This is a genomic window from Streptomyces sp. XM83C (genome assembly GCF_023072675.1).
GTDB lineage: Bacteria > Actinomycetota > Actinomycetes > Streptomycetales > Streptomycetaceae > Streptomyces > Streptomyces thermocoprophilus.
This window is the reverse complement of record NZ_JALLGL010000176.1, coordinates 1-13,672: the sequence shown is the minus strand read 5'-3', so window position 1 is coordinate 13,672 and position 13,672 is coordinate 1. Positions and strand designations below refer to the sequence as shown.

The following is a 13,672-nucleotide window of genomic DNA, read 5'->3' as shown; positions in this document are numbered from 1 at the left end:
GTGGTGGGGTGGGGCGGGTGGTGCCGGTGCGGTCGTCGCGCTGGAGGGAGGTCGGGTCGGGCTGGTGCATGAGTGACTTCCTGGAGGCGCGCCGCACGCCTCGGGCGTGGCCGGCGCCGGGTCGAGGGCTTCGGCGGACGGCGGTGCGGCGGCACGCGCGTACAGACGCTCCGCCACTCAGGTGAACGGGAGGGGCCACCTCCGGGTCACGCCCTGGCCCGCGCGGTCCCACCGTTCGGGCCAGGTTCTGCCGGCCCCGTCGCGAGGCTTCCCGCACGGGAGGACGTAACGGATGCGGCGGCGAGGTGGCACGGTCTCCCTGCACGGCCAGGCCCGGGCGAGCGCCCGGCACCGACACGGCGGGGACGCCCCGGGCGAGCGTCCGGCAGGGCGGGGAACGCGCCCGGGCCAGCGCCCGGAAGGGCGGGAGACGCCCCGGGCCAGCGCCCGGAAGGGCAGGAGACGCCCCGGGCCAGCGCCGGGCAGGACAGGGAACGCGCCCGGGCCAGCGCCCGGAAGGGCAGGAGACGCCCCGGCTGACGGGCATGGGGCACGGGCCGAGGAAGGAATCTCCGGCACACGTGCCCACCATGCTTCCTGTACGTGGTCGGGCAGTGCCCGGCCGGGTGCCGTGCCGCGTCCGCGGCCTCGGCGACACTCATGGCGCCGCCTTCCGTCGTCGTCCCGCGCTGTCGTGCGGTCGGTCATGCCGACGGGAGGCCGGGCAGGTCACGTCCCTTCGTTGCCGTCTCCTGCCATGGCTCCAGTGCTGTCCGCTCCGGTGGGCAGGGGTCGGCCGGTCCGGCGCGCGGCGCGTCGACCGGTGTTCCTGCCCGCCGGCCTCGTCACGTCCGCGCGGTCCGCCGTGGGACGCGAGGCGGGTGCCGTGGATCGCGCCGACCGGCCCGGCGCTTGCGCGTTCGGGGCAGCGGGGCGTGGCTCGTCGAGGGGCCGCGTGTGTGAGCGCCGTCGGCGGCGGGCCGGGGGCGTGGGCCGATCCGCGCCGGGCGTGGATGCGGGTACGGCGGCCGAGTCCGCCTCGGTTCGGGGGGTGGTGTGAGCGGCCGGACCGGTCTCCGTGCCGGCCGTCTGCCCGATGGCCGGGGTCGTGCCGGGTACCGGCTCGGTGACCGGTCCTGGCGTGGAGCCCGCCGGCGCGGGTGGGGCGGACAGGGCAGGTTCAAGAACGTCCGGAGCCGGCGGAACTGCGGAGGCAGGGTGCGGGTCGGATGCGGGTGCTGCTTCCGGGGCCGGTAGGGCGGGCTCGGTTTCCGTACCTGTCGCGCGGGACCAGCGGTGCGGGCGCAGGCAGCGGCGGACGGATTCCGGGTCGATGCCCTGGTTGATGGCCTGGTGGAGGAGCCGGGCGAACAGGTACTCGGGGTTGGCGCCCAGGGCCATGGCGAAGGCCTCCCTGGCCTCGACGTCGTCTCCGACGGACCAGGCGACCCACCCTGCGAGGGTCAGGGGGGCCGCGGCGTGCTCCCGGTAGGGGCCGACACAACGGCGGGCGAGGGCCCTCCACAGGCGGAGGGCGGGGTCCGCCTCGTCGCCTTCCATCCACTCGCCGGCGGCCTTGTCTCGGGTGGTGCGGTCCTGGAGACCGAGAATGAGCCGGGCGGCCTCGTCATGGGTCAGCAGGTCGTCGTCGCTACGGTCCTCGGCGGTCGCACCGGTGACGGGCGGGGCTCCGGCGTAGCGCTGGATGATCTGCTCGGCGAGTACGAGCGTCTCCTCGACGACCCGGGCCCGGTCGTTGTCGTCGAGCATGCGGCGGGTCAGGGTCGGGTCGGCGTTGTCGAGGACGGCCTCCTGTTCCAGGGCTGCGATTCCTTCGACGGGGAGCAGGCGGGCCCGTAGCTCGCGGAGGGAGCCGCGGACCCGGATGCCCGCGTAGGCGGCGGCTGCGGCGATCACGGAGGTGCCGGGGAGGCTCATGGGCACGCCTTCGGGCGGGCAGCAGTTCTCACCGTGGCAGCAATAGGACCAGAACCGGCCGTCCGAGATGCACAGGGCCTCGACGACGGGCACGTCGAGCCGGCCGCATTCCAGGCGCAGCTCGTGGACGAGGGGTGCGAGCCGGTCCCTGACCTGCCGTCCGGTCTCGCCGTGAGCGGGCTCCTGGCAGACGTAGGCGACGAGTTGGCCGGGACGGGCGCCTCGGCGTTCGCAGCCCAGGACGAGGCCGTGCGCGAGCTGCCGTACCGCGGCCGCCCAGTCGTCTGCGTGGGGTGGGATGCCGACCCGGGCACGGCCGCCGAAACGGCCTCGGCCTTCGCTGTGGTGGAGCGCGACGAGGACGATGCTGTCCTCGGGGCGGTAACCGAGCAGGTAGGGCAGGGCGTCGGCCAGTTCGGACGTGGAACGCAGGGTGACCTGGTGGGGGCCGGTCGGGTCGGGGAGGGCCGGCAGGTCGTCGGCTTCCGCCGGGTCGGGGCGGCCGACGGCGGCAGGCCGGTGGTAGTAGCAGCTGGTGCCGTCGTCCCCCTTCCGGTATCCGGCGGTTTCTCCGCTTTCGAAGGATCCAGTGGTTTCGCCGTGGTTCGTCATGCCCCGACGATCTCGCGGATTCCAATCTTCCGCTTGAGCCTGTGGATAACTCCGGGCGCGAGCACGTCAATCCGCACAACCACCGGCTCTCCGTCCGACCGCCCCGGCTGCGCTACCGACCACGGCCCGACTCCCCGACTCCCCGACTGAAGCCTGTCTCCGTGCTGAAGAACCATGCCCGGCAACGGGAAAGTCCGGCGACGCGAGGAGACCCGCTCGATACGGTCGCACGCGGAGGTGGACCATGTCCTGGCCGTCCGTCATCATCCTTGTCTCCGCGGAGCGACGCCCGTCGCTCGAAGCGCGAATCCGTTCCCTTCAGCTCGAGCCGGATCCCTGGACGGGTGACGAACGGCTGCACCGGCACGGGTACTCGTACGCCATCGACCTGTCGGGCGGGATCCTGGCGGACTTCGCACCGGAGGAACTCGAGCAGGTCAGGAGCCGGATCGGCGAGCCGTACGCGGTCCGTGTGTCGTGCCAGTCCATGGACGCGGCCCGGGCCTTCCTCCACGAGGTACTGCCCGGCGTGGACGGTCTGGTCGACACCAACCACGGCGAGACCGTGCCGACGAGCCGGTTCCTCACGCTGATCGACCGTCATCCCGAATGGGACTGGCGTCGCCGGCCCAGCACAGACCTCCCGTAGTCGGACGGCACCGGACCGACAGTCCGCCGACCCGACGTGCCCGGGCCGGCCCCCGCGCACCCACACTTTGCGGCCTGGCCCCCCGCGCGCCCACGGCCCAGGACGCAGCCCTCCCCCGGCGTCTCACCCCACCGAGGCGAGAACCAGCGGCAGGACCGGCCCGCTGCCCGCCCGGCGCAGCAGCCGGGCGGCGACGGCGAGGGTCCAGCCGGAGTCGGTGCTGTCGTCGACGAGCAGCACGGGACCGTCGGCGCGCGTCAGCGCTTCGGCCAGGTCCGCGGGGACGGTGAAGGCACCGGAGAGGGCCTTGAGGCGCTGGGCGGAGTTGCTGCGCCGGGCCGCATGCGCACCGTCAGGGCCGGTGTACGACAGCGTGCCCAGGAAGGGCAGCCGCCCGATCGAGGCGATGCCCTGGGCGAGGGAGCCGACAAGTTGCGGCCGGGTCAGGGACGGGACGGCGACGACGCCGACGGGGCGGGCCGCGGCGTCCGCGGCGTTCGTGGCCCAGCCGCCCGGGGAGCGGGCCCAGTCGGCGAGGACGGCGACCGCGGCCCGCAGCACGTCGTCGGGGACCGGCCCGTCGGGCGCGTCGTCGGCCAGCAGCGGACGCAGGCGGTTGCCCCAGCCGATGTCGGAGAGGCGGCCCAGGGCCCGCCCGGGCGAGCACTGCTCGCCTGCCGGGATGCGGCCTTTGAGGTCGACGCCGAGTGCGGGCATTCCCGTCGGCCACATGCGGCGCGGCTCGACCTCGACGCCGGGACGGTCCAGCTCCTTCACGGCGCCGGTCAGGGCCTCCACGGAGACGGAGGCCTCCACCCAGGGTCCGGCGCAGTTGTCGCAGCGCCCGCACGGGGCGGCGCCCTCGTCGTCGAGCTGCCGACGCAGGAACTCCATCCGGCACGCGCGCGTGGCGACGTAGTCCCGCATGGCCTGCTGCTCGGCCGCGCGCTGTCGCGCCACGCGCGCGTAGCGGTCGGCGTCGTAGACCCAGTCGGCTCCGGTGGCCGTCCAGCCGCCCTTGACGCGGGTGACCGCGCCGTCGACGTCGAGCACCTTGAGCATGGTCTCCAGTCGGCTGCGCCGCAGATCCACCACGGCCTCCAGGGCGGGCACGGACAGCGGCCGGCCCGCTTCGGCGAGCGCCGCGAGGGTGCGCCGCACCTGTTCCTCGGCAGGGAAGGCCGTGTCGGCGAAGTAGCGCCAGATCGCCTCGTCCTCCTTGCCGGGCAGCAGCAGGACGTCCGCGTGTTCGACACCGCGTCCCGCGCGCCCCACCTGCTGGTAGTAGGCGATCGGCGACGACGGTGAGCCCAGGTGGACGACGAACCCCAGGTCCGGCTTGTCGAAGCCCATGCCGAGCGCCGAGGTCGCCACCAGCGCCTTGACCCGGTTCTCCAGCAGGTCCTGCTCGGCCTGGAGCCGGTCCGCGTTCTCGGTGCGGCCCGTGTACGAGGCGACGCTGAACCCGCGCTGCCGCAGGAAGGCGGTGGCCTCCTCGGCCGCGGCCACCGTCAGGGCGTAGACGATGCCGGAGCCGGGCAGCTCGTCCAGGTGCTCGGCGAGCCAGGCCAGCCGGTGCGCCGCGTCCGGCAGTTCGACGACCCCGAGGCGCAGGCTCTCCCTTTCCAGGGAGCCGCGCAGCACCAGGGCCTCTCCGCCGCCGGTGCCGAGCTGCTCGGCGACGTCCGCCGTCACGCGCGCGTTGGCGGTCGCCGTCGTGGCCAGCACGGGCACGCCCGGCCTCAGCTCGGTGAGCATGGTGCGCAGCCGCCGGTAGTCGGGGCGGAAGTCGTGACCCCAGTCGGAGATGCAGTGAGCCTCGTCGACGACCAGGAGGCCGGTCGTCGCGGCGAGGCCGGGCAGCACCTGCTCGCGGAAGTCCACGGAGTTGAGGCGTTCCGGGCTGATGAGCAGCACGTCGGTGTCGCCGCGCTCGATCTCGCCGTGGATCGCGTCCCACTCCTCGGGGTTGGCCGAGTTGATGGTGCGGGCCCGGATACCGGCCCGCTCGGCGGCCTCCACCTGATTGCGCATCAGGGCGAGCAGCGGCGAGACGATCACCGTGGGGCCCGCGCCGCGGCGGCGCAGCAGGGCGGTGGCGACGAAGTACACCGCCGACTTGCCCCAGCCCGTGCGCTGCACGACCAGGGCCCTGCGGTGTTCGCGCACCAGCGCGGCCACCGCCTGCCACTGGTCCTCCCGCAGCCTGGCCCCGCCCGCCGGAGCGCCGACGAGCTCGGCGAGTACGGCATCTGCTTCGGCCCGGAGCTGCACGTCGTCCATGACCCCATGCAACCCGATACCGGGGGCCGCCGCCCAATCGTGCGCCCCGAGCACGCCCCCGCTGCCCCGTCCTCAGCCCCTCAGGTACCTCGCAGCTCCCTTGGCACCCCGCAGCCGCTCGGACACCCCCAGCTCCTTCGGCACCCCGTGCCGGCCGCCCCGTCACTCACGCCTGCCGCGTACCCGCCCGCTCACGCCTGCACGCCGCCTCTCGCCGAACGACGCGTGCGGACCGAGCCCGCCCCCGGAGCGGGAGCGTCCGCCGGAAAACGCGCCCCAGAAGCCACAACAGACCCCTCGCGCGCGACCCCTCGGGCCGGCACAGCCGCGGCGATGCGCGCCCCGTCGGAACGGAACGTGCAGGTGCTGTCGCCGCACGCATCACCGGCCGTCCCACCGGGCAGGGATATACAACACCGACCACCTCATACCGGTCGTCGGCTCCAATTGCTCGTTGCCGCATCCCAGTTCGCCAGGAAGAATTGAGATCAGCTACCCCGCGCGCTCCGCCCGTCATCAGGCAGGGCTCCGCTGTGGTGCGCTCTCCCGAATCCGACCCGCCCGCCGTGCGGGCGCGTAGCCGAAGGGAGGAACGTGACCTTCGGATTCGCTTCGTCCTCGCCTGCGTCCCTGACGACGTCCCCGTCCTCCGCGCCCACCGGCCGCCTGCTGGAGCCCGCCGAATGGGCCGCTGCCGGAATCCCTCTGCTGCGCAACCCCCGCGAGGTGGTCAGCGGGCTGCACACCCGCCACCATCCGAAGCCCGCGACCGCCGTGGTGGCCGTCCTCGACCCGGAGGAACGGCTTCTGGCGAGCGCGTCGTTCGTACGGCGTCCCGCCCCGGCCGACGGCTGGATGTTCCGCAACGCGCTGCTGTCCCAGCTGCGCCGGGTCATCCCGCACGATCTGCGGCGCCGCACGCCCGTCCGTACGGCCGTGCTGCTCTACTGCCGCGAGGGCGACGCGCACTGGACGGAGGAGGACGGCGCGTGGATGTGGGGGCTCCGTGACGCCTGCACCCTGCACGGGCTGCGCTGTGGGGCGTACATCACGCTGACCCGGGACGGCTGGCAGGTGCTGGGCGAGGGGCGGGGCGGCCGTCGGCCGCACGCCGAGTCCCCGCCCGAGCCGTTCGGCGCGGCGCAGACCCCGCCGCCGCTGCCCCGCACGGGCGGTGCCGCGTCGGAGATTCTGCGCCGAGCGGCCGCCCGCTGAGCGCGGTCAGCAGCACACCCGAGCCACCACACGACCGCCGAAACGATTCGCCTCCGGCCTCATGGCGCACACACGCCACCGCACGCACAGCACGACGCCCGCGGCAGGCACGACGCCGAGCCGCATCGGACGAACCGTACGGCACCGGAACGGGCGGTCCTGCCATGCTCGACGCAGACTCCTCCGCGCATCCGACACCCCGGCCTGTGGGTCGTCCGGGCCTGCGACCACCCGGCACCCGGCCCCCAGCGATTCGGGCCTACGACACCGTGGCACCCGGGCCTCCGGACCGCACCCCCAGCCGTACATCCCACATCCAGCCGTACGCCCCCAGGGGAGCCGCGTCGGCCGTGCCCGGGCCGAGCGCCCGGCACACCGCCGTATCCGGCCCGGCAGCCCTTCGACCCCCAAGGAGGACTCGCGGCTACCGGCATCCCGGCGGGCGCGCCCCGAAAGGCCCGGCCACGCGTGACGGGACGGGTCAGACGCCCGCGCCCAGCACCGAGTTGATCTGCTGCGGGTCGCCGCAGACGATCAGCAGGGCGTCGGCCTTGGCGTGGGCCAGTGCGAGGGCGGTGGCGGCGGCCTCGTCGGTGCCGCCGTTGACGGCGACGACGACCACGGGGCGGGACGCGGCACGGCCCGCCACGGCGGCGTCGGCGTAGAAGACGTCGTCGCGTGCGTCGTGCTGGGCCCAGTAGGAGGCCTCACCGAAGGAAAGCTCGTGGGCGGCCCACGGGTGCTGTTCGCCGGTGGTGATGACGAGGACGTCACCGGGGGCGCGGCCGGAGTCCAGAAGCAGGTCGACGGCTTCCTCGGCCGCGTCCAGCGCGCCCTCGACGGAGGCCGGGATCAGCTGGATCTGAGTGGAGGCCGAGGCGGCGGGGCCAGTGCTCTTCGGACCCGGCTTGGGTGCGGCGTCACGGGGCGAGGGGTCGGCGCGGTGCGGCCGCTGGCCGGGGTGGCGCGGGGACCCTGGGCACTCTCGTGAATCTGAGGCTCCTCGGGAATGAGAGGCATGGGCTGATATTTATCAAACGTTGGTGCGGCTCACGTGAACGGGTGGCACGTCAGCGCGGGCGGGCGGTCAGAAATCGAAGCCGAGCTGGCCACTGATCTCCGGAACGCGTCCGTCCGCCCAGGTGCGGGCCTTCTTGAGGTGCCGCCACTGGGGCAGCGCATCAAGATACGCCCACGACAACCGGTGGTGAGGGGTGGGTCCCCACTCCTCCAGTGCGGCCTTGTGCACCGGCGACGGATAACCGGCGTTGTCCGCGAAACCGAAGTGTGCATGCTCGCTGCCCAGGTCGGCCATCATTTTGTCGCGTTCGACCTTGGCGATCACCGAGGCCGCCGCGACCGCCACGCAGGACCGGTCACCTTTGATCACCGTGCGGACCCGCCATGGGGTGCCCAGATAGTCGTGCTTGCCGTCGAGGATGACGGCGTCCGGGCGGACCGGCAGGGCTTCCAGCGCGCGGACGGCGGCGAGCCGCAGGGCTGCTGTCATCCCCATGTCGTCGATCTCCTCGGGGGAGGCGTGCCCGAGGGCGTACGACGTCACCCACTTCTGGAGTGTCTCGGCGAGCGCCGAACGGCGTTTGACGGTGAGGAGCTTGGAGTCGGTGAGTCCCTCGGGGGGCCGGCGCAGTCCGGTGATCGCCGCGCAGACGGTGACGGGTCCGGCCCAGGCACCGCGCCCCACCTCGTCGACACCTGCGATGATCTTCGCTCCGGTCGTGGCGCGGAGGGAGCGCTCGACGGTGTGAGTAGGTGCTTCGTACGGCATGGCGCCCTCAGCGTACGCCGCCCGGATCGGCGCGCGACACCCCGGTTCGGGCAGTCCGTACCGGGGCGCGGCGAGGCTCGGTCAGGTGGTGTCCGGGCGCAGCAGCGGCAGCATCAGCCGGTCGATCATCTCGTCGATCTCCTGATCACTCCATTCGCTGCCGCACATCTTCGAGCGGTACATCATCATGGCGGGTGCGGCATCCAGCACATAGCTGTCGATGGCGTCCGGCCGCACCTCTCCTCGCTCGATTCCGCGTTCCAGCACTTCTCTGAGCAGTTTGACGGTGGGCTCGACCACTCCGTCCACGATGAGGCCATGCAGGCGTTCGACCTGCGCGGGATCGCATTCGTGAATGATCGATCGGAGTGCACAGCCGGGTCGGGAGTACATGGCGTCGCGCGCTCTGCGGCACAGCGCCACGAGGTCCGCGCGGACGCTGCCGAGATCCGGCGCCGCCTCGAAGGAGGGCAGCCCGGCCCGCAGCGCGTCGGCGACCAGGTCCTCCTTGGAGGGCCAGCGGCGATAGACGGCCGCCTTGCCGGTCTGGGCGCCCGCGGCGACGCCCTCCATCGTCAGGCCTTTCCAGCCGACGACGCTGAGCTGTTCCAGGGCGGCGTCCAGGATCGCGCGTTCGAGGACGGCGCCGCGTCGGCGGGGGGAGGCCGCCTGAGCGGGGGCGGGCGTCCAGCGCGAAGTAACCATCTGAGTGTCTCCAGCGGACAGAGTGAGCGGATGTTCCGGGTCGGGACCGCCCGGGCTTGATCTCGGCAGGTGACAGCCGTGACGCGAGGGCGGCGGGGGACACGCCGGACCAGCACGCCGAAGAGAACGGTTGCGTTCACTAACGCGGCTCACTACCGTGGCCGAGACAGTGAACGCGAGCGTTCACTACGCAACTCGTGGGGGATCCATCGTGACAACCTCTCATCTCGTTCAGGACAGGAAGCCGGGTGCGGCTCGCCGGGAAGGGCGTCCCGGTATCGCGCTCGCCGTCATCGCGGCCTGTCAACTCATGGTCGTACTCGACGCGACGATTGTGAACATCGCCCTTCCGCACATTCAAGCGGCGCTCGACTTCAGCACCACGGACCTCACCTGGGTCGTCAGCGCCTACACGCTCACCTTCGGCGGTCTGCTCCTGCTCGGCGGCCGGGCCGGCGACATCCTCGGCCGCCGCCGGGTGTTCATGACCGGCATCCTGCTGTTCACCGCCGCCTCCCTGCTCGGCGGGCTGGCGCAGGAGCCCTGGCAGCTGCTGGCCGCCCGGGTACTGCAAGGCATGGGCGGTGCGATCGCCTCGCCGACGGCGCTCGCACTCGTCACCACCACCTTCCCGGAGGGCCCGGAGAGGAACCGGGCCTTCGGTGTGTTCGCCGCGGTCTCGGCCGGCGGCGGCGCGATAGGCCTGCTCGCCGGCGGCATGCTCACCGAGTGGCTGGACTGGCGCTGGGTGCTCTTCGTGAACGTGCCGATCGGTGTGCTGATCGCCGTGCTCACCCCGCTCTACATCAACGAGTCGGAACGCCACACCGGCCGGTTCGACATCGCGGGCGCCGCCACCTCGACGGCCGGTATGGCACTGCTGGTCTACGGGTTCATCCGCGCGGCCGACGAAGGCTGGCGCGACGACCTGACCGTCGGGTCCTTCGCGGCGGCCGTGGTTCTGCTGCTCGCGTTCGTCTTCATCGAGTCGCGCGCCAAGGAGCCGATCACACCGCTGCGGATGTTCGCCGACCGCAATCGCGCGGGCACGTACGTGATCATGCTGAGTCTCGCCGCGGCGATGTTCGGGATGTTCTTCTACATCGTGCTGTTCGTGCAGAACGTGCTCGGTTACAGCCCGATCGAGGCCGGGCTCGCCTTCCTTCCGGTCACGGTCGTGATCGCTGTCGGTGCCGGTCTGTCGCAGCGGTTCCTGCCGGTGCTCGGGCCGAAACCGTTCATGGTCGTCGGTTCGACGCTGGCGCTGATCGGGCTCGGCTGGCAGTCCCTGCTCAGCTCCGACAGCACGTACGTCGGCGGGGTGCTCGGGCCGATGCTGATCTTCGGCTTCGGCATGGGCCTGAACTTCGTCACCCTCACCGTCACGGCGGTCTCCGGCGTCGCGCACCACGAGGCCGGTGCGGCCTCCGGTCTGCTCAACACCACCCAGCAGGTGGGCGGCTCGCTCGGTCTGTCCATCCTCACGACGGTGTTCGGCACGGCCAGCAGGAACGAGGCCGAGAAGCAGCTGCCGGACTTCCTCGCGGACGGCTCGGCCGAGCAGAAGGCCGAGTTCGCCAAGACGCACCAGCTTCCCGCGCCGTGGGGGCACGAGGTCCTCGCGCAGGGCATCTCGATGGGCTTCATCGCGGCCGCCGCGATGACCGTCCTGGCCCTGCTCACGGCCGGGCTGATCATCCGGGTCCGCAAGAGCGACCTGGAAGCCCTGTCGGGGACGGCCGGTCCCGCGATCGGCTGAACCCCCCGGACCGGGCGGACCCGGCAGCGCAGCCGCCCCCGCCCGGCCGGAACGGACCACCGCACAGCCCGCGTCCGGCGCAGACACCGCCGTACGCGAAGGAACCACCGGCCCCGCCCGACCGGCCCCGCCGGCCGGGAAACGGGCACAGGCCGACGCCCCGCATCCGCTCGGCACCGCACCTCACCCCCTGTCGTCACGCCCGGAGAACCCGCAGCGCCCGGACCGGCCTCCCGGCCGGCATCGAGCGCAGCGTCTCACTCCGCTCCGCCGGGCCCACACCGCTCGGCGGAGCCCGGACCCCGGACACACCGACAACGCGCGGCAGTCACAGAGAGTTCCCGGCGGACACGGACAGTTCCGATCGACCGGGCGACCGGTGCCGTACCTCTCAGGCCACCCCGGGCACCCACTCCGGCAGCGGCTCGGTGCGCTCCAGCCACTCCGCGGGAGGCACCCCCGCCTTCCCCGCGGCGAGCACACCGCCCACGATGGCGCAGGTGGTGTCTACGTCGCCGCCGACCTGCGCGGTCGTCCAGAAAGCGGTCTCGAAGTCGCCGAGGGCGCGCGCCGCCGACCAGAGCGCGAACGGCACCGTGTCGTGAGCCGTCGTACGACGCCCGCAGCCCAGCACCGCCGCCACGGTCGCCGCATCGCCGTAGTCGAGCATGTCTCGGGCGCGGCGCAGTCCGGCACCGACGGCGCTCTTCGGGACGAGGGAGATCACCCCGTCGAGCAGGGCCTCCGGGCCGGGCGGCCCGCCGGGCGCGGCGGCCAGGGACGCCGCGGCGGCCACGGCCATGGCGCCGACGACCGCCTCGCGGTGCTGGTGGGTGGGGTAGGCGGAGATCTCGGCCTGGTGGGTGGCCTGCTCCGGGTCGTCGGCGTACCAGGCGCCGAGCGGGGCGATCCGCATCGCCGCGCCGTTGCCCCACGAGCCCTGTCCGTTGAACAGGGCCGCGGACAGTTCACGCCAGTCGCCGCCCTCACGGACCAGGCGCAGCAGTCTGTTGACGGCGGGCCCGTACCCGCGGTCGAAGTCGTGGTGGTCGGCGAAGGAGCGGGCCAGGGCGTCCTGGTCGATCCGGTGGTGGGCGGCGAGCACGGCGACGACGGAGCAGGCCATCTCCGTGTCGTCGGTCCACTGCCAGGGGCCGTCGGGCAGCTCGCGGCGCTTGAGCAGGGGGTAGTTCACCGGGACGAAGAACTGGGAGCCCAGCGCGTCCCCCAGGGACAGTCCGCGCAGGGCGGCGAGGGCGCGCTCCAGGCGCCCCTCGGAGGAGGAATCAGCGGTCATCGCCCTGCCACTCCAATTCGTCACTCTTGTGTCGCCACCTGTCCGGCACCTGCCGGCGGGCCGCGCGCCCTGCTCCGGGCTCACCCGGAGATCCCGTACGGCTCGGGGTCGCGCCAGCGGTCGAAGGGCCGGTCCAGGGTGTACTTGCCGTCGTCCCCGAGAACGAGCATCCGCATCTCGGCGTTCCCGGGGTTGGACAGGGACTCGAACTCCGCGACGGTCCAGTGGAACCAGCGCATGCAGAACAGCCGCATGGCCAGGCCGTGCGTGACGAGGAGGACGTTCGGCGGGTGGTCGGGGGCCTCGAAGCTGCGGAAGAGGCTCTCCAGGAAGTTGCCGACGCGGTCGTAGACGTCGGCGCCGGACTCGCCCTGGGCGAAGCGGTAGAAGAAGTGGCCGTAGGCGTCCCGGTAGGCCTTCTGGAGGCGTACGTCGTCGCGGTCCTGCCAGTTCCCCCAGTCCTGCTCGCGCAGCCGCGGCTCCTCGCGCACGCGTATCAGCTCGGGGTCGAGATGGAAGGCCTTCAGGGTCTCGTGGGTGCGGCGGTACGGGGAGACGTACACGCTGACGCGTTCGCGGCCGAACAGCTCGCGCAGCGTCTTGCCGGTCTCCTCGGCCTGCCGCCAGCCCCGCTCGGTCAGTGCCAGAGCGTGGTCGGGTTCGCGTTCGTAGACGGTGTCATCAACATTGCCCGTTGATTCCCCGTGCCGGACAAGGACGATGCGCCGTGGTCGTGCCATGCCGAAACCCTAGATCGGGTGACGCCCGGTCGAGCACTCGTACGGGCTCCATACGGCGTACGTCACACGGTGGACGCCGCCCGGCGCGCTCCGGGGGAGGCCGGGCGAGCGCGCGGACACGGCCCGGTCACACCGTCCAGGACGGCTCCAGCTCGACGATCTCACCCGAAAGGGAGGCCACGTCCGCCTCGGTCTGGGCACGCAGGGCGAGCCGCTCCACCCGCTCGATGCGGTACTTGCCGTGCTCGGCGGCCGACCGCCACATGGACAGCACCAGGAACTCATGGCCGGGGGCCTCCGCGAACAGTCCGCGGATCATGCCCGGGGAGCCGGCCATCGCCGGGTTCCACACCTTCTCCTGCATCAGGGTGAAGTGCTCGACCCGCTCCTCGTGGACCCGGCACAGCGCGACCCTGATCAGGTCCGCGTCGGTGAAGCGCGGCTCGAAGCCCGTCTTCACGTCGAAGCGGTAGTCGAACAGTCTCACCTGAGCGTCCTTGAACGTGCCGGCCTGTGCCGCGGCCAGCCGGTCGTGGGAGCGGGCCATGAAGGAGTCGTAGAAGGCACGGCTCTCCCAGAAGGCGAAGATGTTCGCCACAGAGGGCCGCTCCCTGCTCCACCCTCCGCCCTGCCCCCGAACTGTCTCTTATAACCATATCCGAGCCCACGAGACTACGCTGCATCT

Annotated in this window: 10 protein-coding genes and 1 pseudogene; 3 read left to right on the top strand and 8 right to left on the bottom strand. The window is 72.6% G+C overall.

Going from position 1 to position 13,672, the window contains the following annotated elements:
• Window positions 1–729: 729 nt before the first annotated feature.
• Window positions 730–2,550: a DUF4192 domain-containing protein gene (locus tag MTQ10_RS19680; RefSeq protein ID WP_247469876.1), complete on the bottom strand. Its 1,821-nt coding sequence runs from the start codon at window positions 2,548–2,550 to the stop codon at window positions 730–732.
• Between the two features lie 244 nt (window positions 2,551–2,794).
• On the opposite strand from MTQ10_RS19680, the gene MTQ10_RS19675 reads away from it, so the two are divergent.
• Window positions 2,795–3,199, top strand: a complete 405-nt coding sequence (locus tag MTQ10_RS19675) for a hypothetical protein (RefSeq protein WP_247469874.1) — start codon at window positions 2,795–2,797, stop codon at window positions 3,197–3,199.
• Between the two features lie 123 nt (window positions 3,200–3,322).
• Here the strand turns inward: MTQ10_RS19675 and MTQ10_RS19670 are convergent, their stop codons facing one another.
• Window positions 3,323–5,482 (bottom strand): RecQ family ATP-dependent DNA helicase, encoded by a 2,160-nt coding sequence (locus tag MTQ10_RS19670; protein WP_247469872.1) that lies wholly within the window; start codon window positions 5,480–5,482, stop codon window positions 3,323–3,325.
• 594 nt (window positions 5,483–6,076) lie between these two features.
• Between MTQ10_RS19670 and MTQ10_RS19665 the strand changes: the two genes are divergently transcribed.
• Window positions 6,077–6,697, top strand: a complete 621-nt coding sequence (locus MTQ10_RS19665) for a hypothetical protein (RefSeq protein ID WP_247469870.1) — start codon at window positions 6,077–6,079, stop codon at window positions 6,695–6,697.
• Window positions 6,698–7,178: 481 nt separating this feature from the next.
• Here MTQ10_RS19665 and MTQ10_RS19660 read toward each other — a convergent pair whose 3' ends face one another.
• From MTQ10_RS19660 to MTQ10_RS19650, 3 genes are all read right to left on the bottom strand, one after another.
• Entirely contained in the window at window positions 7,179–7,559 is a 381-nt protein-coding gene (locus MTQ10_RS19660) for a hypothetical protein (protein WP_247469878.1), read from the bottom strand.
• Window positions 7,560–7,784: 225 nt separating this feature from the next.
• Entirely contained in the window at window positions 7,785–8,486 is a 702-nt protein-coding gene (locus tag MTQ10_RS19655; RefSeq protein ID WP_247469869.1) for a ribonuclease HII, read from the bottom strand.
• Window positions 8,487–8,567: 81 nt separating this feature from the next.
• Window positions 8,568–9,191 (bottom strand): TetR/AcrR family transcriptional regulator, encoded by a 624-nt coding sequence (locus tag MTQ10_RS19650; RefSeq protein WP_247469867.1) that lies wholly within the window; start codon window positions 9,189–9,191, stop codon window positions 8,568–8,570.
• Between the two features lie 211 nt (window positions 9,192–9,402).
• On the opposite strand from MTQ10_RS19650, the gene MTQ10_RS19645 reads away from it, so the two are divergent.
• The gene (locus tag MTQ10_RS19645; RefSeq protein ID WP_247469864.1) at window positions 9,403–10,950 is read left to right on the top strand and encodes an MFS transporter; all 1,548 of its coding nucleotides are present in this window, start codon (window positions 9,403–9,405) and stop codon (window positions 10,948–10,950) included.
• A gap of 391 nt (window positions 10,951–11,341) precedes the next feature.
• On the opposite strand, the gene MTQ10_RS19640 is transcribed toward MTQ10_RS19645, so the two are convergent.
• The 3 genes and pseudogenes from MTQ10_RS19640 to MTQ10_RS19630 form a co-directional block, all read right to left on the bottom strand.
• Window positions 11,342–12,247: an ADP-ribosylglycohydrolase family protein gene (locus tag MTQ10_RS19640; protein ID WP_247469862.1), complete on the bottom strand. Its 906-nt coding sequence runs from the start codon at window positions 12,245–12,247 to the stop codon at window positions 11,342–11,344.
• A gap of 80 nt (window positions 12,248–12,327) precedes the next feature.
• Window positions 12,328–12,987 (bottom strand): histidine phosphatase family protein, encoded by a 660-nt coding sequence (locus tag MTQ10_RS19635; protein WP_247469860.1) that lies wholly within the window; start codon window positions 12,985–12,987, stop codon window positions 12,328–12,330.
• Window positions 12,988–13,114: 127 nt separating this feature from the next.
• Window positions 13,115–13,624 (bottom strand): annotated as a pseudogene (locus tag MTQ10_RS19630) (DUF4937 domain-containing protein); the annotation flags it as partial.
• Window positions 13,625–13,672: the final 48 nt, after the last annotated feature.

Excerpts from the sequence above, each read along its gene's own strand:
- MTQ10_RS19680 (WP_247469876.1), bottom strand. The coding sequence starts at position 2,550 with ATGACGAACCACGGCGAAACCACTGGATCCTTCGAAAGCGGAGAAACC.
- MTQ10_RS19675 (WP_247469874.1), top strand. The coding sequence starts at position 2,795 with ATGTCCTGGCCGTCCGTCATCATCCTTGTCTCCGCGGAGCGACGCCCG.
- MTQ10_RS19670 (WP_247469872.1), bottom strand. The coding sequence starts at position 5,482 with ATGGACGACGTGCAGCTCCGGGCCGAAGCAGATGCCGTACTCGCCGAG.
- MTQ10_RS19655 (WP_247469869.1), bottom strand. The coding sequence starts at position 8,486 with ATGCCGTACGAAGCACCTACTCACACCGTCGAGCGCTCCCTCCGCGCC.
- MTQ10_RS19650 (WP_247469867.1), bottom strand. The coding sequence starts at position 9,191 with ATGGTTACTTCGCGCTGGACGCCCGCCCCCGCTCAGGCGGCCTCCCCC.
- MTQ10_RS19640 (WP_247469862.1), bottom strand. The coding sequence starts at position 12,247 with ATGACCGCTGATTCCTCCTCCGAGGGGCGCCTGGAGCGCGCCCTCGCC.
- MTQ10_RS19635 (WP_247469860.1), bottom strand. The coding sequence starts at position 12,987 with ATGGCACGACCACGGCGCATCGTCCTTGTCCGGCACGGGGAATCAACG.